Source organism: Paenalcaligenes sp. (genome assembly GCF_030152715.1).
Taxonomy (GTDB): domain Bacteria; phylum Pseudomonadota; class Gammaproteobacteria; order Burkholderiales; family Burkholderiaceae_B; genus Paenalcaligenes; species Paenalcaligenes hermetiae.
The window spans coordinates 1-21,880 of the sequence record NZ_JASLIX010000132.1 but is presented as its reverse complement, the minus strand read 5'-3'; the positions used below and the strand labels follow the sequence as shown (position 1 = coordinate 21,880).

Here is a 21,880-nt window from a genome sequence, read left to right as displayed (position 1 = left end):
ATGGTATCAGCATGATCTATGGTATTTACGACCCATAGTACCAAGTTTCATACCACAAATAAATCGTGCTTTAGGCTGCTAGTCAGTGCCAGATCCTACTACCCAAAAAAACAAAAAAGCCCGCTATTACGCGGGCTTAGCGGCTTTTTATGCCATGTACTGCCAGACTATTCGGAATGGGGGATTATTCCCACTCGATGGTGGCGGGGGGCTTGCTAGAGACGTCGTAAGTAACGCGATTTATGCCACGGACCTCGTTGATAATGCGACTCGATACCCGCTTTAATAAAGCATAAGGCAACTCAGCCCAATCTGCAGTCATAAAGTCAGAGGTTTCTACCGCTCGTAGCGCTACGACATACTCGTAAGTGCGCGCATCGCCCATAACACCTACACTTTTTACTGGTAAAAACACAGTAAATGCCTGAGAGGTGAGCTCGTACCAATTCTTACCAGTAGCCTCATCCACTGTATTACGTAGCTCTTCGATAAAAATCGCATCCGCCCGTCGTAATAAATCGGCGTATTCTTTTTTAACTTCGCCTAAAATACGCACCCCTAAACCGGGCCCAGGGAAAGGATGTCGATATACCATGTCATGGGGTAGACCTAAGGCAATACCAAGTTTGCGCACCTCGTCTTTAAACAGTTCACGCAATGGTTCAAGCAGCTTTAAATTCAGGGTATCAGGCAGCCCGCCTACGTTATGGTGCGATTTAATTCCAGTGGCTTTGCCTGATTTTGCGGCAGCAGACTCGATGACATCAGGATAAATGGTGCCTTGGGCCAGCCATTTGGCGTTCGTTTGTTTAGCGGCTTCTGCTTGGAAAATCTCCACAAACTCTTTACCAATGATTTTACGCTTCGCCTCTGGGTCCGTCACGCCAACCAGCTTACTCATAAACTGATCGGTCGCATCCACGTGAATAATATTCATGCCAAAATGCTGCGCGAAGGTCTCCATAACCTGCTGCCCTTCGTTCAAGCGCAACAACCCATGGTCCACAAACACACACGTTAGCTGATCGCCAATAGCGCGGTGAATTAAAGCAGCAGCAACCGACGAATCCACTCCTCCAGACAGGCCTAAAATCACGTGATCCGAACCTACCTGTTCCCGAATTGCGGCAATGGCTTCCTGAACATAATCGGGCATATTCCAGTCACCACTACAGCCACAAATATCACGCACAAAACGATTAAAAATGGCAGCCCCTTGTTGGGTATGTGTCACCTCGGGGTGAAATTGCACCCCATAAAACCGACGATTTTCATCGGCCATACCAGCAATAGGGCATGACTCGGTGGAGGCCATCAGTACAAAGCCTTCGGGCAAAGCTGTAACCTGATCCCCATGAGACATCCAAACATTCAGCATGCCGTGCCCTTCCGCCGTCTGGAAGTCTTGGATATCTTTTAGCAAAGCGGTATGACCATGCGCGCGCACTTGAGCATGCCCAAACTCGCGTCGTTGTGCTTGTTCTGTTTTACCCCCTAGGTGCAAAGCCATGGCTTGCATCCCATAGCAAATACCCAAAACGGGCACACCCGCCTCAAAGACAGCCGCAGGCACAGCTAAAGCGTCTTGAGCATAAACCGAAGCGTGGCTACCGGAAAGAATAATGCCATGTAAGTTAGGTTGGGAGCGGATGAACTCATCGGAAACATCGCCAGGATGGATTTCACAATAGGCGCCGGCTTCGCGTACACGGCGTGCGATGAGTTGGGTGACTTGTGAACCGTAGTCAAGAATAAGAATGCGTTGGTGCATGATAATTTTATGAAGTAAGAAGACAATCGGCCAAGCCACATAGGTGCAGCCTGGCCGATCAAAGCATAAAGTATGGTACTAAACGCGTTTAGTCAGCCCGGTAATTAGGGGCTTCTTTGGTGATCTGAACATCATGAACATGGGATTCACGCACCCCAGCCGCTGTGATTTCCACAAACTCGGCTTTTTCATGTAGCTCAGCAATCGAAGCGGCACCACAATACCCCATAGAGGCACGGATCCCCCCCACTAGCTGATAAATGATTGCTAACACCGAGCCTTTATAAGGCACGCGCCCCTCGATACCCTCGGGGACAAGTTTGTCCGCATTGCTACCCGCGTCTTGGAAATAACGGTCTGCAGAGCCGTCTACCATGGCCCCTAAACTACCCATACCACGGTAGGATTTATAAGAGCGGCCTTGATACAGCACCACATCACCAGGTGATTCTTCGGTACCAGCAAACATACCACCCATCATGCACGCCGAAGCCCCTGCTGCCAAAGCTTTAGAAACGTCACCAGAGAAGCGAATCCCGCCGTCAGCAATCAAAGGAACGCCTGTGCCTTGAAGGGCTTCAGCCACATCGGCAATGGCGGTAATCTGTGGAACACCTACGCCAGCAATCACACGTGTGGTACAAATTGAGCCGGGCCCAATACCAACCTTGACACCGTCTGCCCCAGCATCCACTAAAGCTCGCGCCGCGGCTGCTGTAGCAATATTGCCACCAATGACTTGGATATGTGGGTAATTGTCTTTTACCCAGCGCACGCGCTCTAGCACCCCTTTGGAATGCCCATGCGCCGTGTCAACCACAATCGCATCCACCCCTGCCTTCGAAAGCAGATCAACCCGCATTTCGGTATCACCACCCACCCCTACGGCGGCGGCTACACGCAACTGACCGTGTTGGTCTTTACAAGCAAAAGGATGTTCTGTGTTTTTGACAATATCTTTAACGGTTGCCAAGCCACGTAGCTCAAAGTCATCGTTAACGATGAGCACACGCTCAAGGCGATGCTTATGCATTAACGCCTGCGCTTGTTCAAGTGTGGCGCCTTCGGGCATGGTGATTAAACGTTCCTGCGTCGTCATGACCTCGCGAATAGGCAGATCTAAGCGATCCTCAAAGCGCAAGTCGCGGTTGGTCACAATACCGACTAGCTTGCCGTTCTCTACCACAGGCAGACCAGAAAACCCATTGTCTTTTTGCAGTTTAATGGCATCACGTACCTTCATGTCGGGGGTCACGGTGATTGGATCAATCACAATACCAAACTCGTGACGTTTAACCCGAGCTACTTCGCGTGCTTGGCGTTCGGCAGAAAGGTTTTTATGGATAACCCCGATCCCCCCCTCTTGGGCCATGGCTATAGCCAAACGTGATTCTGTGACCGTATCCATCGCCGCAGAAACCAAGGGAATGTTGAGTTGAATGTCGCGCGTAAATTGAGCGCTAAGATCTGTATCGCGAGGTAGAATCTGCGAGTAAGCAGGTACTAGCAATACATCGTCGAAAGTAAGAGCTTTTTTGATAAGACGCATGTCTTTATATCCCGTCCAAAACCTGATTATACGCTTAAGTGCTTATCCGAGCCAGACCCGAGCGTTATAGAACAAACGCATCCAAGGCGTTAAGCCACCATGTGTTGCATCAGCACCACCCGTATCTGCTTGCCCCCAACGCTCAGGCGCCCAGGATAGCTGCACGTTACGTATCACTCGTTCAGGGTGCGGCATCATAATAGTAAAACGCCCATCAGCAGTGGTAACCCCTGCTATCCCTTGAGGACTTCCATTGGGGTTAAACGGATACTGCTCCGTACGTTGCCCTCGGTTATCAGTGTAATGCAGTACCGTGTGTACTTGTTCCGCATTGCCTTGACGAGCAAAATTTGCGTAGCCTTCGCCATGGGACACCACGATAGGCAAGCGGGTGCCCGCCATTCCTTGTAAGAAAATCGAAGGCGAATCAGCAATTTCCACAGAGGCCAAGCGAGCTTCGTATTTCATGGATTGGTTCGCAGTAAACAAAGGCCAGTGCTCTGCTCCCGGTATCATGGGTGCTAGTGCAGCCATCATCTGGCAACCATTACACACACCCAATGCAAAGGTATCCGTGCGCTGGAAAAAATCCGCAAACTGCTCGTTGAGCATCGTATTGAAACGGATAGTACGCGCCCAACCTTGCCCGGCGCCTAATACATCGCCGTAACTAAAGCCACCGGCCGCTACAATCCCTTTTAAATCATCCAAGCGACGACGGCCACTGAGCAAATCAGTCATGGGCAAGTCAATCACCTCGAATCCGGCCTGATCAAACGCCCATGCCATCTCTAGTTGACTATTGCTGCCTTGCTCACGCATCACGGCAATTTTGGGTTTAGCCCCCGTTTGGATATAGGGTGCGGCAATGTTTTCTTGGGGATCAAAGTCCACCTGTGCGTTAAGCCCAGGGTCATTAACATCATCCCACAAAGCTAGTTCGGCATCCGCGCTTTCTGGGTTGTCACGCAAACGCATCATCTGATGCGTCATGGCTGACCACGCTTTACCAAGCTCGGCACGTGCTATCTCATACACACACTGCCCATCACGATAAATTGCGATGGTATCGGTGGTGTTTGGTTTACCAATCACATGTGAGCAAGCCGACAGCCCCGCTTCGCGTAGCTGCTGTAGCACCTGATCACGCTGCGCGGCGGGAACCTGAATAACCGCCCCAGCTTCTTCGTTGAAGAGCGCTTTTAAGGTTAGCTCATCACGCTGCACAGCTACTTGGTCCGCACGGATTTTAAAATCCCCCCAATCCGCCGCATGCGGATCGATGGTAAGCATATCGATATTAAGCGCCACACCGGTGTGACCAGCAAAGGCCATCTCTGCTACCGTTGCCAACAGGCCACCATCGGACTTATCGTGATAGGCCCAGATCAGCCCCTGATCCGCTAACTGGCGTAGCACTTGGGCAAAAGCTTTTAAAAGCGCTGCATTCGTAAAATCAGGTGTTTGCTGCCCTACTTGATTAAAGGCGTGACACAGTACCGACCCCGCCATGCGTTGCTGCCCTTCGGCCAGATCAATAAAGATCAATACACTGTCAGCATCGGTTTTTAGCTCTGGTGTAAGGGTTTTACGTACATCGCCCACTTGTGCAAAAGCCGTAACCACCAAGGATACGGGGGCAATGACATCTTGTTCATTGCCTTGCTCATCTTGCCATGCGGTGCGCATCGACAATGAATCTTTGCCTACAGGGATCGCAAGACCCAGCTCTTGGCACCACTGGCTAACTGCCGTAACTGTGTCAAACAAAGCGGCATCTTGTCCCTCGACTCCACATGCAGCCATCCAGTTAGCCGAGAGCTTCACATCCTCAAAGCTGCGTACATCACTCGCTAGTAGGTTAGTCATGGCCTCTGTCACAGCCATTCGCCCTGAGGCCGGCGCATCAAACACCGCTATTGGGCTGCGCTCACCCATAGCCATTGCTTCGCCACGCACCTGCTCAAAATCTGCCAAGGTCACGGCACAATCCGCCACCGGAATCTGCCATGGACCAACCAACTGGTCACGACTGCATAGTCCCCCTACACTGCGATCGCCAATCGTAATCAAAAAGTTTTTGTTGGCTACCGTAGGATGACGCATTACACGCCAAATGGCTTCCTCTAGCGCAATAGCGGGTAAATCTAATTCGCCTTGAATAGGCTGCGTACGTGTCACATCGCGCAACGTGCGAGGAGGCTTGCCAAGGATAACCTCTAAGGGCATGTCTACAGGAGCTGGGGTTTGCGCCGTTGCCTTGGCCGGTGCATAACCAGGAATCCCTTCACCATAGGTAACACGCAGTTGACGCTCCTCGGTAGCGACCCCAACCACCGCCCATAAACAGCGCTCGCGCTCGGCGATAGCTTTAAAGCGCTCTAGGTCTTTAGGATCAATGGCTAACACATAGCGCTCTTGCGACTCGTTACACCAAATTTCAGCAGGTGATAAACCGGATTCCTCTAAGGGCACATGTGTAAGATCAAAAATCGCCCCGCGCTCCGCATCATTCACGAGTTCAGGGAAAGCATTAGACAGCCCACCTGCTCCCACATCATGAATCGCAATAATCGGGTTGTTATCACCTTGCTGCCAACAGCGATCAATCACCTCTTGGGCACGGCGCTGCATCTCAGGGTTACCGCGCTGCACAGAGTCAAAGTCCAACTCTGCTAAGTTCACCCCTGATGTCATACTAGAGGCCGCTCCGCCCCCCATGCCAATGCGCATCCCTGGGCCACCGAGCTGTATTAACAACGCTCCCACCGGCAACGGATCTTTATGCGTTTGGCGGTCATCAATAGAACCCAAACCACCTGCAATCATGATGGGTTTATGATAGCCCCAGTGCTGCCCAGCAATGGTCTGCTCAAAACTGCGCACATATCCTAAAAGGTTTGCTCGCCCGAACTCATTATTAAACGCGGCTCCCCCTAAAGGTCCCTCGGTCATAATATCTAAGGCTGTAGCAATACGCTCCGGAAAGCCAATGGAGTCTTTTTCCCATGGCTCGGGCATATCAGGAAACTGCAAGTGAGAAACGGTATAACCGGTTAAACCAGCTTTGGGCCGAGAGCCCCGTCCGGTCGCCCCTTCATCTCGGATTTCCCCACCTGACCCCGTGCCTGCTCCCGGATAGGGGGCAATAGCGGTAGGATGGTTGTGCGTTTCCACTTTCATCAAGGTATGGATTAAGCCTTGATAGGACGTATAAGCGCCCTTAGCTTCTGCATCAGGCAGGCTCGCATAAAAGACTTTAGCTGGCCCGCCCTCCATAATGGCGGCGTTATCCGAATACGCGACTACTGTTTTACGTGGTTGGGCCGCATGGGTTTCGCGGATCATACCAAACAACGTTTTATCTTGGGGCTGACCGTCTATCACCCATTGTGCATTAAAAATTTTGTGGCGGCAGTGCTCACTGTTTGCTTGCGCAAACATCAAAAGCTCCACATCATGGGGATTACGCCCTAGCTTTTTAAAGGCGGCGTATAAATACTCGACCTCGTCCTCGGACAAGGCGAGCCCCATACTACGATTGGCCTCGACCAAGGCTTCTAAGCCTTGCCCTAGAATATCAACCGACTGCATCGCCTTGGGCGGCAGCTCTTGGAATAACGCCTGACCATCAAACTGCTGATCCACGACGCTTTCTGTCATGCGGTCATGTAACTGAGCAGCGAGCTGTTGCAGTTGCTCAGCACTGAGATTTTTCGCACCAAGCATGCCGCGTACAGGATCCAGCACATAACGAATTCCGCGCTCTATACGACGCACTTGAGTCAGTCCACAATTGCGTGCAATATCCGTTGCCTTGCTGGCCCACGGCGAAACCGTACCCAAACGCGGCACAACGCGCAACACAAGCTGATCTTTAGTTTGGGTGGCTGGGTCATAAGCAGGAAGCCCATCATCCAGCAAAGCAGTCAAGCGCTGATGCTGATCCGTATCTATGCCGGACGTTTCTGTCCAGACATAATACTCGTAATAAGCAGCAATCTGCTGAACAGGTAAACCCAAGGATTGAAAACGTTGCAAAAGGCGCGCGCTTTGAAAAGCGGGCAATGCGGAAGAACCGGAGAAATAAAGAATGGAGGACACGATGTGAGTCAATGCAAAAGTGTTATAAATGCACGCTATTTTAACCACAATCCAAAAAAATGGGGGTTTTTACGCAGTGCGGACTTTGTTTTTTCCTATGTTTGAAGGCTGTCATAGGACAAAACACCACAAAATTTATTTTACGTCATCCGCGCTCAAGTCTGTTGGCTCATCTGGATAGTGAATTTCCAAAACATCCAGCTCCTGAAGACCACCCGGCGTTCGTAAGGTCACCACATCCCCTTCTTGGGCTTTTAACAAAGCTCGTGCTACAGGAGAGATCCAGCTGATTTTGCCGTTCAATGGGTCAGCCTCGTCTACCCCGACTATGGTTACCGTAAATTCTTCACCTTCTTGGTCACTATAAACTACCGTGGCACCAAAAAACACACGATCGCGATTCGGTTGCAGCGCAGGATCTACCACTTCGGCGATCTCCAATCGCTTGGTTAAAAAACGAATGCGTCGATCAATCTCTCGCAAGCGCTTTTTGCCATAAATGTAATCCCCATTTTCAGAGCGATCACCATTTGAAGCGGCCCATGACACCACTTGCACCACATCAGGTCGCTCCACATTTAGTAAGTGCTTAAGCTCAGCTCGCAAGGCTTTATAGCCTGAAGCAGTGAGGTAGTTCTTTGTTCCAGCGGGTAGCGCTACTGCCTCGGGCACGAGGTCGTCATCCTGATTATCGGCATCCTCTTTAACAAAAGCTTTACTCATGAATGCTCTCCTTATGATAGCCAACGCTGCCAAATCGGCGTTAAGCCGGGCGGCAATGCTGGCAACTTACCTAAATCCATACGGCCCTCTCCAGGTCCATGAAAATCCGAACCGCACGAGGCCTCAAACCCAAACCGTTTAGCCACCTGGGCATAATGTTCATATTGTGCAGGTGCATGGCTACCGGTTACCACTTCAATCCCCTCGCCCCCTAATTCCTTAAAAGTAGAAAACAGCAAATCAAATTGCAGCGGATCAAACGCATAACGCCCTGGGTGAGCGATCACTGCAACCCCACCAGCCTCGTGAATCCAACGCACGGCATTTTCTAATTTTGCCCACTGCATAGGAACAAAGGCAGGGCCGTCCTCACCCAAGTAGCGATCAAATACTTCTTTAATCGAAGCGCAATGCCCCGACTCCACTAAAAACCGCGCAAAATGTGTTCTAGAAACCAGCTCTGGATTGCTCGCAAAAGGGATAGCCCCCTCTAAGGCATCAGCAACCCCTAAATCGGCTAAGGCTTGGGCCATTTTTATGGCACGCTGTTTGCGCCCTGAGCGCACATAACGTAATGCATCCACTAACGGTAAATGTGTGTAGTCAATGCCCAAACCTACAATATGCACTGTTTTATTTAACCATGTCACCGAGATCTCTACTCCCGGTACAAAACGTATACCAAGCTGTTCTGCCGTGGCTTGTGCTAACGCTAAACCACCCACCTCGTCATGATCGGTCAACGCCCAAAGCTCCACCCCATTTTGGTAAGCACGCTGCGCAACCTGATCCGGCGTCAATACCCCATCTGATATCGTTGAATGACAATGTAGGTCTACGTTCATGATTTAACCCTGTAACAAGAATTGCTGCAGCCGCTGCTGTTGATCCGCTTGCATAAATGTTGGTGCATGCCCCACCTGAGCCACCTCGTATAATTGTGCTTGAGGGTGCTGCGCTAGCATTTTTTCTGCACTTTGCTCTGATAGTAAATCAGATTGCTGCCCACGTACAATCAGCACCTGATCAGGCAAAGAGCGATATGCCTGCCATAAAAGCTGTGTTGTTTGCTCTAGTACGGCATCATTTAACGTATTCGGTGCCGCAAACTGCTGCTGAAAAGGTACAGCAATACGCAAATCATAGGCTTGCTGCCAGCGCCCCGCTTTTTCTTGGAAAACATACCGTGCCAAATGCTCCCATTGAGCTTGGTTATGCTCACCAAACGCCGCCCAGCGTTGCTTAGCTTGCTCCACCGCTTGCTCAAATGTATCAAAAACCAAAGGCTCCCCCACATACTGTCCGATACGCGCTAATCCCTGAGGGTTAAGCTCCGGCCCTACATCATTTAACACCATTTTACGCAAAGGAATGGGGTTATGTGGTGCAGACTGCAACGCGTAATTCAGCCCTAACCCAATGAGTCCTCCCATGGATGTACCAAACCAATCTAATACTTCAGGCTGCAGGCGCGCCAACAGCGTAAAAATATCAGCTACATATTGAGGCACCGTGTAATACGTTGGGTCGAGCAGCCAATCCGAGCTTCCGCGCCCCACAATATCTGGACACACGACTCGATAATAAGGACTTAAGGCTTGCGCCAGCGCATCAAAATCACGCCCAGTACGCAATAAGCCATGCACGCACAACAGTATTTTAGAGTTATTGGGGTCTCCCCACTCCCAGTAGCTCATGCGATGGACTCCAGCAGGACTGACACAAGTAACAAAGTGACGTCGTGGTAAGGCGGTATTTGGCATAGCTGCATTCCCCAAAAAAAAAGGCGGGTCACCCCGCCTATAATTAATCATGCCGTTTTACTGTACTAAATATAGCTGAGGTGCTTCTAACATTTTACGCATGTCCTGTATGAACGAGGCCGCATCATAACCATCAATAAAACGGTGATCAAAAGAGGAGGATAAATGCATCAAGGTACGGATTTGTATCTGTCCCTCTACCACAACCGGCTGTTGCATCTGTCGGTTTACTCCAATGATGGCGACCTCTGGCGCATTGATAATGGGTGTTGCCATCACACCGCCCAACGCCCCTAAACTGCTAATCGTTATTGTGGACTTAGCCGCCAAGGACTGTTGTCCTTGTTGTGCTTGCTGCGCCAAGTCACGGATCTGCTCGGCCATTTGCCAAAAATCCAGGTGTTGCGCAAACTCCAATACCGGAACCATCAGCCCTTGATCGGTTTGAGTGGCCACGGCAACGTGTATTGCCTCATATTGTTGTAGCTGCTGCGTTTTTTCATCATAACGGGCATTTAAATGTGGGTGTTTTTTTAGGGCCAAACACATAGCACGAATCAAAAACGGCAACAAAGTTAAACGTCCGCGGCTTTGCTCCCATTGCTGATTAAGCTGCTGACGCCATTGCTCTAAAGCCGTCACATCAACGCTTTCCACATAGGTAAAATGTGGAATATTTTGTGTGGACTCCAGCATTTTTTTCGCAATCTGTCGACGCAACCCACGCACAGGAACCGTGGTGACCGAATCGTGTTTCTCGCGAGCAAAGCTACTCTTTTGTTCAGCAAAACCAACCAAATGTTGATCAAGGTCTGCGTGATGTATGCGCGTTTTACCTAACCGCTGTGCCAAGGCGACCAAATCCACCGACAACTCCGCTGCTCGCTTACGCACAGCAGGCGAAGCTTGTACGGTCTGCAGCAAACGTTCATGGGGGGTTGTGGCGGGGACAAATGCGGGTGTCGTTGTAATTGCCTCAGGGGATTCCGATTCAGAGTCTGATACTGCTGTTGCTGTCTCCACATGAGCCCCCTTTGAAGATGCCTGCCCTGTTTCAGCTGTTGACGCTGTTGCCACCGTTTCTGTCGACAAGGCGATCTGCACAAGATCCGCCCCCACCGCTAATAAATCCCCGGGAGCGCCACCTAAATGTGTCACCTCTCCAGTGACTGGAGACGTGATCTCTACCGAGACCTTATCCGTCATGACACTGGCGACATTTTGATCTTCTGTCACCCTATCTCCAACCCCCACAAACCACTCAACTAACTCGACCTCTGTGATGCCTTCGCCAATGTCAGGAATTTTAATACTGTAGTTTGACATGGTTATATCTCCTTCATCACAGACTGATAAGCCGCAATAACACGCTGAGGCCCAGGGAAATAATCCCATTCATGCGCATGTGGATAGGGCGTATCCCAGCCCGTTACACGCACAATAGGGGCTTCTAAAAAATAAAAACAATGCTCTTGCACCAAGGCGCTAAGTTCCGCACCAAAGCCGGATGTGCGGGTGGCTTCGTGTAAAATCACACAACGCCCTGTTTTTTGCACCGACTCAGCAATCGTCGCTATATCCACTGGCCAAATAGTGCGTAAATCTATAATCTCTGCGTCAATCTGAGCCTCTTCAGCCGCAGCCAAAGCCACATGTACCATCGTGCCATAAGCTAATACCGTCAGAGCCTGCCCTTCTCGCCGAACCGCAGCTTGGTCTAGTTTAGTGTGGTAATAGCCTTCTGGAACCTGCGCTAAAGGGTGATCACGCCATGACTGTAACGCGCGCTCATGATACCCATCAAAAGGACCGTTATAAAGTCGCTTGGGCTCTAAAAAAATGACGGGGTCGGGGGACTCAATGGCAGCGATCAATAACCCTTTAGCTTCCAAGGGGTTAGATGGCATAACCGTACGCAACCCGGCAATATGGGTAAAAATAGCCTCTGGGCTTTGACTGTGGGTTTGTCCACCATAGATTCCCCCTCCGACGGGCATCCTAATTGTCACGGGAGCAGTGAAATCATTCGCTGATCGATAACGAATACGAGACAACTCAGAAACAATTTGATCCATCGCGGGGTAAAAATAATCACCAAACTGAATTTCCACCACGGGTGTTAAGCCATACGCTGCCATCCCTACCGCGGTGCCAACAATACCGCTTTCTGAAATGGGCGCATCAAAAACCCGTTGCTTTCCGTATTTGGCCTGTAGCCCCTCTGTGGCCCTAAACACCCCACCAAAATAGCCAACATCCTGACCATACAGCACCATATTCGCATCTCGCTGCATCATAATATCAAGGGCTGAACGAATAGCTTGCAGCATACTAAGTGATTGTGTCGTCATAAGCCCTCCCTGAACTGTTGCTCCTGTTGCTGTAAATGCCAGGGTTTCTCAAAATAAACGTCATCAAACATCGCCATAGCGTGTTTTTTGTGTGCCTCTTGCATGGTTCCGCCCATCGCCTCGGCTTGTTTTTGTGCCTCCAACACTTGTTGCTCTGCGTCTTTAAGCAGCGCCTGATGCTGCTCCTCGGACCAGTGACCCTGCTGCACTAAATAGGTCTTTAAACGCTGAATAGGACAACCTAAAGGAAAATGCTGCCACTCATCATTCGGACGGTATTTGGACGGATCATCAGAGCTGGAATGAGGGCCTGCTCTATAGGTCACCCATTCAATTAAAGTGGGCCCCCCATTATGACGCGCGCGTTCTGCGGCCCAAGCTGAAGCTGCCAAACAGGCCAAAAAGTCATTGCCATCGACCCGTAAAGCCGCCAACCCCATGCCTACGCCTCGAGCAGCAAATGTATTATCCATTCCTCCTGCGATGGCTTGAAAAGTGGAGATGGCCCATTGATTATTCACCACATTAAGAATCACAGGTGCGTTGTAGACTTGAGCAAATAAAAGGGCCGTATGAAAGTCACCCTCTGCAGTCGCGCCATCCCCAATCCAGGAGGCGGCGATTTTTGTATCGCCCTTAATTGCCGATGCCATGGCCCACCCCACCCCTGTAAGAAAACGGGTTGCCAGATTCCCTGATAATGAGTAAAAGCCATAATCTTTATAGGAGTACAACACCGGTAATTGACGTCCTTTAAGCGGGTCACAGCTATTGGAGTAAAGCTGACACATTAGATCGCTTAAAGGCATATGTTGCGCTAATAAAATACCCAGCTGACGATAAGAGGGAAACTGCATATCTCCCGGCTGCAACATCAAAGTTTGTGCGGTGCTAATAGCTTCCTCGCCATAAGACTGAGTGTAAAAGGTGAGTTTTTTTTGTCTTTGCGCATGGAACATGCGTGCATCAAAGGCTCGAACTAGCACCATGGTTTTTAAGCCATGTAAAAGCAAATCGGGCTCGGTATGCAACGCCCACGGCCCTATGGCTTGCCCCTCGTCGTCTAACACGCGCACTAAGCCTTGTGACAAGTCAGGCAGCTCAGCAAAAGGCGTTAAGGGATCGGGGCGGGGCGCTGCGCCAGCTGGCTGCAGGCGTAAATAAGAGAAATCCGAAGGTGTGCCCGGACGCGCAGGTGGCTCCGGCACCCGAAGGTGTAAAGAAGGGCTTTGTCTCATCGCTACCTCGTGAAAGATCTTGTGGAAATTTCAACTTTTGTTGTGTTTATTGGATTCGCCTTTTGGGCTTTATTCCACTGTACCGCACTGAAAAAAACACACACCTAGGAATTACCCTTTATCGATAAAAACCTATCGGATTTTGCCAGTAGCGTGCTCGCTGCCGCCGCTCTGTGTTCATATGCAACCCTGAAGCCAAAGAGGTGACCACCACTGCTCCCTCATGATCCGTACGCAAAAACGCTGCACCTGCTGCTTGCCAACGCTGTTCCACTTGAGGGTGTGGGTGAGAAAAACGGTTCCACCACCCCACTTGCGCTATCGCCAACTGAGCTTGTAATGAATCCACCCACAGTGAGCTAGAGGATGTTTTTGAGCCATGGTGTCCCACCACAACCACCTCATGCGGTGAAATCCCCGCTTGCACAAGATTTTTTTCTTGCTCTAAGCCAATATCCCCTGTTAATAATGCCCGGTGATATGCGCCCTGCACACTCAGCACACAGCTTTGCGCATTTTTATCTGCCTTAACTCGCCCGTTCAATATCTTCTTATCCGGCCATAAAAAGGCAAAACGTACACCATCAATAACCCACTGCTCTCCACGCGTGCAAGCGTTCAGCGCTATGGGTAGAGACAAGTCCGGAGCTGCTAGCAGTCGAGACTCTCTTTTTAAATGAGCATCTACATCAAATGAGCTATATATTTGATCCACCTGCACCCTCTCTATTACACTACGACTCCCGCCCACATGATCTAAGTCCGCATGTGACAAAACTAAGTGATGTATGCGATTTTTACCTAGGCTCCGTAAATAAGGCACAACTACCCGTCCACCCATATCCTGATCACGGCTTTGGCGCATACCGGTATCAAACAACACCACACTATTGGCTGTTTCTATCAATATGGCACTGCCTTGCCCCACATCCAGCGCATGCAAGCGCCATGCGCCTTCGGGTAGCGTAGGGGAGCGCCAAAACAGAGTAGGCAAAACCAGCAACCACCCTAACCAAGCTAAAGGTAAAGCTCGTAGCCATAGCGCCACGCCTATACCGATTACGCTAGCACCAAGCACCCAAACCGGAGCACGCGAAGCCGGTAGACTTGCTAAATCGTGCTCGCCCAGCACCACCGTCAGCTCCATATTTAAAGTTAAAAGCTGATGGCATAGCCACAACACAGCCTCGGTTAACTGGGTCCACGGGCCCAGGCTAAGTAAAGCAAACAATAACGCCAAAGGGGTAATCAATAGCCCAATTAAAGGAATCGCATATGCATTGGATAATGGCGAAACCAAAGACATCTCAAAAAACAGAAAAGCCAAGGGTGGCAAAAGCGCCACTGTAATCATCAGCTGCCAAATAGAAGCTGTTTTCCACTGTGCCCAGTGCTTTCTCCAGCCTTGAACCTGCCCCTGCCACAATGCCAGCCCACTCCATTGTGCGCAAGCCACCAAAACCAATACCGCTCCAAACGACAGCCAAAAACCGCTCGCTAAAATCGCCCAAGGGTCAAAGACCAACACCAGCACGACGGCCACAGCAATAATCTGCGTCATGCTTAAAGGCAAACGCAGCAATAAGCTAAAGACGGCCACCCCAAACATCATAAAGGTACGACGTGCTGGCACCTCCCAACCTGCTGTAAGGCTATATAGACCCGCCACCACAAACGCTAAAACACCAGCGACAATCGCCGCAGGCATCCGCTCCGTCAACGCGTGCCCGCGCCACGTAAAACGACGCCAACACCATGCAAAGGCCACGGCACTCACTGAAGCGAGCAAGGTAACATGGCTACCACTAATAGAAACCAGATGCGTAAGCCCAGTGCGATTAAAAATCAACCAATCCTGTGGGCTAATACTGGCTTGATCGCCAATGGATAAAGCTAAAATCACACCCCCCCAACGTAAATCACGCACATACGGCAGCATTGCCTCGCGTAAATGATGACGCCATCGCTGCGCCCAAACCTCAATACTATGTTGCTCTGGTCTATCTGCAAGCAGCACGGGGGTACCCCGCACTGTACCCACGGCGCGCACACCTTGCGCAAACACATACCCCTCATAATCAAACGCGTAAGGGTTACGTAGCCCATGTGGACTTTTTAAAAACGCAGTAAGCTGCCAAACCTGACCCGGTTTGATTTCAGGAAAATCATACGCTTTCGCTTGCGCATAAGGCCCGCCCCACTCTTTGACATTCCAACTTAACGCTATCGTACTTGGTACACCCTGTGGCTGTGCCCCAAGCACTGTGGCGATAAAATAACGGCGATCCGGAGCCAGGCGTACCAAACTCTGCACCTGTACGCGCAATTTAAATGGTTTATTTTGTTCATGGGCTGGAAGCTGATCGACCAGCACCTGCGCAATCTGATAATGGGTATACGCCCATGCACCTAACACCACAGCTAGGCTGACAACCCAAAAGCGATATGTAAACCTGCTACGCCACGCCCACAGCAAACAACCCAAACAAACTAAAGCCGCCACGAACTGCTGAGTGGCGGACGCTACTTCTGCCGCCTGATGCACACATAAAACCGTCGCGGCGTATAGAGCTGCTAATAACCGACCTTGCACCTTTGCCCTCCTTGTTTTATCAACATATAAAAAAAACGCACCCAATGGGTGCGTAAAGAGGGGAAAATGCGCCTACGTAATTATGCGTAGCGCTGTTGGTGCCACTGGCTTAGGCGGGGCAAAACGCGCATAGCCGTGTGCGTGGTTTGTTGTGCAATTTGTTCAAAAGGCTCCTGACGTAACTGCGCCAGGGCCAAAGCAATGCCTCGTAACTCTTGCGGCCGATTGTATTGTTCAGGGTTCTCTTTTGGACGTAACCAGGCAGGGGGAATATCCGGTGCATCCGTTTCTAAGACTATATGGCGCAGTGCCGTATCACTGGCTAAGCGACGAATCTGTTTAGCCCGCGTAAACGTCATCGCGCCCCCTATACCTAGCACAAAACCTAAGTCGATAAACTGTTGCGCTTGCTGATAGCTACCATTAAACGCATGCGCAATACCGGTTAACTGATGGCGACGCAAGGATTTTAAAATCAAATCCTGTGAACGCCGCACATGCAGCAAAACAGGCAACTGGTAGCGTTGCGCCAGCTGTAACTGCGCCTCGTAAAAATGGATTTGTTTACTACGTAGCGGCTCTTGAGTTAGCTCTGGCACAAAAAAATCCAAGCCTATTTCCCCAATTGCTACGAAGCGGGCATCGTCTAATGCCTGCTCTACCTGTTTTTCTAATAGCGTTAAATCGTGCAAGGTCGCTTGGGCTACATACAAAGGATGAATGCCTAATGCATACACCAAGCTCGGGTCGGTTTGCGCCAACTGCTGTACAACAGAAAAATTAGCGGCCTCTACCGCTGGTATGACAATATAGTCAACCCCCTGTTGCCGAGCAGCACGCACTAAATCGGCCGGTGTTTCCCGAAATATCGGAGCATCTAAATGACAATGCGTATCGATTAACATCCGTTTAATATACCTTGATCCATAGCAAGTTGGCGATGAGCTAACGCGGCCAATGCCGGATCATGTGTAACAATAATAAACGCAATATGGAACTCTGCATTCATTCTTTGCAGTAGGCTAAACATTTCCTGTGCCGTTTCTCGATCTAAGTTGCCTGTGGGCTCATCCGCAAGCACACATGCAGGGCGGGTAACCAAAGCACGGGCCAAGGCAATCCGCTGCCGCTCCCCACCAGATAACTGCCCGGGATAGTGGTCTTGGCGGTGCGCCAGGCCAACTTGCTCAATCATCTTTTGCGCTTCAGCACGTGCCTGCGCTCGTGGTAAACGTCGTACGATTAATGGCATAGCCACATTATCAAGCGCTGTAAATTCGGGCAGCAAGTGATGAAACTGATAGACAAAGCCTAATGATTGGTTACGAATTTGACTGCGCTGCTTCTCGCTTAACCCCTCTGTGTTTTGCCCCTGAACTCTCAAAATGCCCTGATCCGGCCGGTCTAATAACCCCAGCACATGGAGCAACGTACTTTTTCCCGAACCTGACGCCCCCACAATGGCTACCATTTCACCGGCTTTCACTCGCAGATTAACATCCCGTAATACCTCGACCCGCGTGTTTCCATCCTCGTAGTGACGCTGGAGACGCTGAGCATCAATAACCACATCCGTTTTAATCATGTCGCAACACCTGTGCTGGCTGTAAGCGCGAAGCGCGCCAACTTGGATAAATAGTGGCTAACAAAGCCAATACTAAAGACGTCACCCCAATCACTGCCATATCAGTAATTTGCGGATTAGAGGGGAGCTCGCTAATAAAATAAATCTGTTGGGGCAAGAACTCAAACCCCAAAAGATTTTCAATAAAGGGAACAATCACACCCACGTTATAGGCCACCAAAGCCCCTAACCCCACTCCTATCACTGTTCCCAGCACACCAATAATGGCCCCTTGCACCAAAAAAATCCGCCCAATTTCCCGCGGTGTTGCCCCCAAGCTGCGTAAAATCGCAATGTCGCTCCGTTTGTCTTTGACTGCCATCACCAACGAGGACAATAAATTAAAAGCCGCTACAGCAATAATTAACGTCAATATCAAAAACATCATCCGTTTTTCTGTTTGTACTGCTGCAAACCATGTGCGATTATTTTGAGTCCAGTCACTCACTAGGACTTGTGCTGGCATCTGCTGCGCAATTTGTGCGGCAACCTGAGGGGCTTTTTGCATGTCTTTGATGCGTAAACGCACCCCACTATTACCACTGTCTCTAAACACGCGCGCCGCATCCTGATAATGGATAAAAGCTAAGGAGGCGTCATACTCATAATGCCCCGAGGAATATAAGCCCACCACCTTAAACTGACGCATACGCGGCGTAAACCCAGCCGGAGAAATCGAGCCCTGTGGCGCAAGAACCATTAAGCTATCCCCCACCGTGACCCCCAAGGCATGGGCTAACTGGTTTCCCAACACAATACCAAAATCGCCCTCTTTCAAAGCACTAAGCTGGCTCACCACCATCTGTTTTCCCACATCGGACACTTCGTTATCTCGTGTCGGGTCAATACCACGAACCTGTACGCCACTGAGCCTGTCTCCCCGTGCTAACATAGCTTGTGCCGCCACAAAAGGCGCCGCCCCCGTTACGTTTGTATTATGTTTGGCCTGATCAGCTAATGCTTGCCAATGTGTCAAGACGTCTTGATGACTACTACCACTCACATATAATTCAATATGCGGCAATACCGACAGCATGCGGTCTCGCACTTGGGTCTGAAAGCCGTTCATGACCGATAACACGATAATCAGCGCGGCCACGCCAAGTGCTATCCCAGCCATTGAGCTTGCGGCGATAAAAGACACAAAGCGGTCTTTACGCTTATTTGCTCGGCGCCCTAAGCCTGCAATACCCGCATAGCGCGCGCCAATCCAAAATTCATAAAACATAGATTCTACCGTTAATGATTGCAGCCAATTCCTGTATTTTACTGACTGATAGTTTACCCCCCGCCCCAATGGCGGCGGAACTACTTAAACAGCTGCCCAAGCATGCACCCCAGTTGGTGCAGTATTTTGACCAATGCCAAAGCACAATTCAATCCTTTCCTATCCATCAAAGCCGATGCGTGGCAGAAGAAGCGTGGCAAATCGAACAGGGCCAATGGCATTCTGCTAAAGCAAAGCATAACGCAGCTCTAGCGCTTTTGTTAGCACAACAGCAACAAAAACCACTCGCTCCTGCCCATGAGCCATTTTGGTTGGTGGAGCTGGTGCATATTGCCCCAGCCCGCGACGGCGCCGCCCTCATCCCTGCCTCTGACTTACATATAGACCAAGCACACAGCCAGCAGCTTTTGCAAAGCGCGCAAACCCTATGTGAAGGCACGCCTTTTCAGCTCCAGCCCTGGTCTACCACGCACTGGCAGCTTCATACAAACATCGACTTACCTGCCCATTTTGCCAGCAGCGCTCTAGTCAGCCGTACTGCGGTCAATGCATGGTGGGATCAAGATCATGCCACACGTGACTGGCGCCGCTTTGTCAATGAACTGCAAATGCTCTATTTTGATCACCCCGTGAATCAGCAGCGTCAAAGCCAAGGGCTGGTCGCCGTTAATAGCTTATGGCCCTTAGGCGGTCTCGCTCCTTCGGCGTGGCAAGCAGACAGCGTACCTCTACGCCTAGCTACGCTGTCTGACGCGGCCTTACGTCAAGACTGGGGACTATGGCTGCATCAGCTTCAAGAACTAGAGAAAACACTGATGCCGTTACTCGCTCACTCCCCCACGCTGGTACTCAGCAATCTTGATCATATTATGACGCTCACGCCAACGACACCTCGCTTTTGGCGACGTTTTTTCCCATCCACCCCAACCTGGAGAAACCATTGGCTCGCCCAATCCTAGTCCCTCGCCCCCAATACCCAGAAACTGCCCACGCCCTTGAGCAACAGGGACTGCACCCTTTATTAGCTCGTTTATATGCAGCGCGTGATGTGCACACGATCCAAGAAACGCAATATCGCTGGCAGCACTTACTTGCCCCCCATAGTCTGCATCACATCCAGCAGGGCGCACAACGATTGGCTGATGCTATTGAGGCGCAAGAACGCATTGTAATTGTGGCCGATTACGACTGTGACGGAGCCACAGCTTGTGCTGTAGCCATGCGTGCATTGACAGAGCTAGGGGCCGATGTGGATTATTTTGTTCCAAACCGCTTTGAAACGGGATACGGCTTATCGCCCGAGGTCGTCCATTTAGTCTGCCAGCACCCTAACGGCAAACCGGATCTAATCATTACGGTAGATAACGGTATTGCTAGTGTAGAAGGCGTGGCCGTGGCCAATCAAATGGGAATCCAGGTCCTAATTACTGACCATCACTTGCCCGGCGATACGCTACCCGATGCCGTCGCGATCATTAACCCCAGCCTTCCAGCTTGCGGCTTCCCCTCTAAGCACCTTGCTGGGGTTGGAGTCATTTTTTATTTAATGCTAGCTGTACGCGCTGAAATGCGCGAGCGAGGCGCTTTTGATGTCGAGTACCAGCCACGCTTTGATCAACTCGCTGATATTGTCGCCCTTGGAACAGTCGCTGATGTGGTCAAACTGGACGCGAACAACCGCTTACTTGTTGCCCAAGGACTAAAACAAATTCGTGCCGGTCGCGCCCACCCTGGCATTCAAGCCCTCTTTCATATCGCTGGCCGACAAACAGAGCAAGCCAATGCATTTGACTTGGGGTTTGCGGTCGGACCACGTATTAATGCGGCTGGACGTCTAGCCGACATGAGCATCGGTATTCGCTGCTTATGCAGTGACGACCCCTTAGAAGCCATGGAGCTAGCTAAAGAATTAGATCGTATTAATCAAGAACGACGCCATATCGAAAGCCAGATGCACCAAAGTGCTCTGCACGCTGCGGAACAGCTTATGCAACTAAAGCCAAGCGCTAGCGTTTGCGTATATCAACCCGACTGGCATCAGGGGGTGGTGGGCTTAGTGGCTTCTCGGCTTAAAGAAAAATACTGGCGCCCTACTATCGCATTTGCCCCAGGTGAAAATGGTGAATTAAAAGGATCTGGACGCTCGGTCCCCGAGGTTCACCTACGCGATGTGCTGGACTTGGTTTCTAAAAAACACCCTTCACTCATTTTGAAATTTGGTGGGCACGCCATGGCCGCAGGATTAAGCATTCATGCAAACCGCCTTGCGGACTTCATTCCAGCCTTTGAACAAGCTGTCATTGAGTTCAGCGGCAAAACCTCCTTTGACCCCATTATTGAGCATGACGGCTCGTTAGCTTTACAACATATGGATGTTCCCACCGCTCAACAACTCAGTCAAGAAGTCTGGGGAGCCGGTTTTCCCCCTCCTGTCTTTGTCGACGAATTTAATGTGGTGTTTCAACGTGTTCTTAAAGACAAACATCTTAAATTACGCGTTGAGCGTGATGGGGTGATTTTTGATGCGATTTGGTTTAACCACGCCGAGCTCATGGGTGATCGCATTCATATGGCATATCGACTAGAAGTCAACCACTGGAATGGCAACAGCCAAGTCCAGCTCATGGTGGATCACGCGCAAAATAGCTAGTCCTCTCTGACCACCCCGGCGACGCTGGGGTGGAGAGCTAGCGACTATGCTTCTGACTGCCGAGAGGCGTAGAGAATACCACCTACAATCAGTAAAAAGGCAACACCATGATAAACCTCAGGTGCTTGATCCAAAAAGATCATATATAAAATGGCGGCAAACAAGGGCATAAGATTAGCAAAAAAGCCGGCTGTCGCAGGCCCTACTCGCTGCACCCCTAGCCCCCAACAGCGAAAAGCTATAATCGCAGGCCCAATGGCCACATACAACATTGCTAACACCAACC

Annotated in this window: 16 protein-coding genes; 2 read left to right on the top strand and 14 right to left on the bottom strand. The window is 50.5% G+C overall.

Translation table 11 applies throughout. From position 1 onward, the window contains the following. Positions 1-184: 184 nt before the first annotated feature. From guaA to Q1V74_RS10645, 13 genes are all read right to left on the bottom strand, one after another. Positions 185-1,771 carry a glutamine-hydrolyzing GMP synthase gene (gene guaA / locus Q1V74_RS10705; RefSeq protein ID WP_300648808.1) on the bottom strand — a complete coding sequence of 529 codons (1,587 nt, stop codon included), beginning with the start codon at positions 1,769-1,771 and terminating at the stop codon, positions 185-187. A gap of 88 nt (positions 1,772-1,859) precedes the next feature. Further along, entirely contained in the window at positions 1,860-3,320 is a 1,461-nt protein-coding gene (gene guaB, locus Q1V74_RS10700) for an IMP dehydrogenase (protein ID WP_300648806.1), read from the bottom strand. A 42-nt stretch (positions 3,321-3,362) separates the two neighbouring features. Then, positions 3,363-7,424, bottom strand: a complete 4,062-nt coding sequence (gene purL, locus Q1V74_RS10695) for a phosphoribosylformylglycinamidine synthase (protein ID WP_300648804.1) — start codon at positions 7,422-7,424, stop codon at positions 3,363-3,365. Positions 7,425-7,559: 135 nt separating this feature from the next. Continuing rightward, positions 7,560-8,147: a transcription elongation factor GreB gene (gene greB, locus Q1V74_RS10690; RefSeq protein ID WP_300648802.1), complete on the bottom strand. Its 588-nt coding sequence runs from the start codon at positions 8,145-8,147 to the stop codon at positions 7,560-7,562. An 11-nt stretch (positions 8,148-8,158) separates the two neighbouring features. Continuing rightward, positions 8,159-8,992, bottom strand: coding sequence for a 3',5'-nucleoside bisphosphate phosphatase (locus Q1V74_RS10685; RefSeq protein ID WP_300648800.1), 834 nt, complete (start codon positions 8,990-8,992; stop codon positions 8,159-8,161). A 3-nt stretch (positions 8,993-8,995) separates the two neighbouring features. Then, positions 8,996-9,910 carry an alpha/beta fold hydrolase gene (locus Q1V74_RS10680; protein WP_300648798.1) on the bottom strand — a complete coding sequence of 305 codons (915 nt, stop codon included), beginning with the start codon at positions 9,908-9,910 and terminating at the stop codon, positions 8,996-8,998. A 57-nt stretch (positions 9,911-9,967) separates the two neighbouring features. Beyond that, complete coding sequence (locus Q1V74_RS10675) at positions 9,968-11,236, bottom strand: dihydrolipoamide acetyltransferase family protein (RefSeq protein WP_300648796.1); 1,269 nt, start codon at positions 11,234-11,236, stop codon at positions 9,968-9,970. 2 nt (positions 11,237-11,238) lie between these two features. Then, complete coding sequence (locus Q1V74_RS10670) at positions 11,239-12,261, bottom strand: alpha-ketoacid dehydrogenase subunit beta (RefSeq protein ID WP_300648794.1); 1,023 nt, start codon at positions 12,259-12,261, stop codon at positions 11,239-11,241. Then, positions 12,258-13,499 carry a 3-methyl-2-oxobutanoate dehydrogenase (2-methylpropanoyl-transferring) subunit alpha gene (locus Q1V74_RS10665; protein WP_260649609.1) on the bottom strand — a complete coding sequence of 414 codons (1,242 nt, stop codon included), beginning with the start codon at positions 13,497-13,499 and terminating at the stop codon, positions 12,258-12,260. Before Q1V74_RS10665 ends, Q1V74_RS10670 begins: the two co-directional genes overlap by 4 nt. 118 nt (positions 13,500-13,617) lie before the next feature. Then, the gene (locus tag Q1V74_RS10660) at positions 13,618-16,092 is read right to left on the bottom strand and encodes a DNA internalization-related competence protein ComEC/Rec2 (RefSeq protein ID WP_300648791.1); all 2,475 of its coding nucleotides are present in this window, start codon (positions 16,090-16,092) and stop codon (positions 13,618-13,620) included. Between the two features lie 80 nt (positions 16,093-16,172). Further along, positions 16,173-16,997: a TatD family hydrolase gene (locus tag Q1V74_RS10655; protein WP_300648789.1), complete on the bottom strand. Its 825-nt coding sequence runs from the start codon at positions 16,995-16,997 to the stop codon at positions 16,173-16,175. Continuing rightward, a complete protein-coding gene (locus Q1V74_RS10650; RefSeq protein ID WP_300648787.1) occupies positions 16,991-17,677 on the bottom strand; it encodes an ABC transporter ATP-binding protein in 687 nt (228 codons plus the stop codon). Before Q1V74_RS10650 ends, Q1V74_RS10655 begins: the two co-directional genes overlap by 7 nt. Continuing rightward, positions 17,670-18,944 carry a lipoprotein-releasing ABC transporter permease subunit gene (locus tag Q1V74_RS10645; RefSeq protein ID WP_300648785.1) on the bottom strand — a complete coding sequence of 425 codons (1,275 nt, stop codon included), beginning with the start codon at positions 18,942-18,944 and terminating at the stop codon, positions 17,670-17,672. The genes Q1V74_RS10650 and Q1V74_RS10645 overlap by 8 nt, the downstream gene beginning before the upstream one ends. A 14-nt stretch (positions 18,945-18,958) precedes the next feature. Here Q1V74_RS10645 and Q1V74_RS10640 point away from each other — a divergent pair, with 14 nt between their 5' ends. Beyond that, positions 18,959-19,903 carry a hypothetical protein gene (locus Q1V74_RS10640; RefSeq protein WP_300648783.1) on the top strand — a complete coding sequence of 315 codons (945 nt, stop codon included), beginning with the start codon at positions 18,959-18,961 and terminating at the stop codon, positions 19,901-19,903. Continuing rightward, a complete protein-coding gene (recJ, locus tag Q1V74_RS10635) occupies positions 19,885-21,594 on the top strand; it encodes a single-stranded-DNA-specific exonuclease RecJ (RefSeq protein ID WP_300648781.1) in 1,710 nt (569 codons plus the stop codon). Before Q1V74_RS10640 ends, recJ begins: the two co-directional genes overlap by 19 nt. Before the next feature lie 44 nt (positions 21,595-21,638). Here recJ and Q1V74_RS10630 read toward each other — a convergent pair. Next, positions 21,639-21,880 (bottom strand): EamA family transporter (locus Q1V74_RS10630; protein WP_300648779.1); only part of this gene is annotated, 242 nt, incomplete at its 5' end.

Coding starts and splice junctions, on each gene's coding strand:
- Q1V74_RS10640 (WP_300648783.1), top strand. CDS start 18,959: ATGATTGCAGCCAATTCCTGTATTTTACTGACTGATAGTTTACCCCCC.
- Q1V74_RS10650 (WP_300648787.1), bottom strand. CDS start 17,677: ATGATTAAAACGGATGTGGTTATTGATGCTCAGCGTCTCCAGCGTCAC.
- guaA (WP_300648808.1), bottom strand. CDS start 1,771: ATGCACCAACGCATTCTTATTCTTGACTACGGTTCACAAGTCACCCAA.
- guaB (WP_300648806.1), bottom strand. CDS start 3,320: ATGCGTCTTATCAAAAAAGCTCTTACTTTCGACGATGTATTGCTAGTA.
- Q1V74_RS10665 (WP_260649609.1), bottom strand. CDS start 13,499: ATGAGACAAAGCCCTTCTTTACACCTTCGGGTGCCGGAGCCACCTGCG.
- greB (WP_300648802.1), bottom strand. CDS start 8,147: ATGAGTAAAGCTTTTGTTAAAGAGGATGCCGATAATCAGGATGACGAC.
- Q1V74_RS10675 (WP_300648796.1), bottom strand. CDS start 11,236: ATGTCAAACTACAGTATTAAAATTCCTGACATTGGCGAAGGCATCACA.
- Q1V74_RS10680 (WP_300648798.1), bottom strand. CDS start 9,910: ATGCCAAATACCGCCTTACCACGACGTCACTTTGTTACTTGTGTCAGT.
- Q1V74_RS10655 (WP_300648789.1), bottom strand. CDS start 16,997: ATGTTAATCGATACGCATTGTCATTTAGATGCTCCGATATTTCGGGAA.
- Q1V74_RS10685 (WP_300648800.1), bottom strand. CDS start 8,992: ATGAACGTAGACCTACATTGTCATTCAACGATATCAGATGGGGTATTG.
- Q1V74_RS10670 (WP_300648794.1), bottom strand. CDS start 12,261: ATGACGACACAATCACTTAGTATGCTGCAAGCTATTCGTTCAGCCCTT.
- Q1V74_RS10645 (WP_300648785.1), bottom strand. CDS start 18,944: ATGTTTTATGAATTTTGGATTGGCGCGCGCTATGCGGGTATTGCAGGC.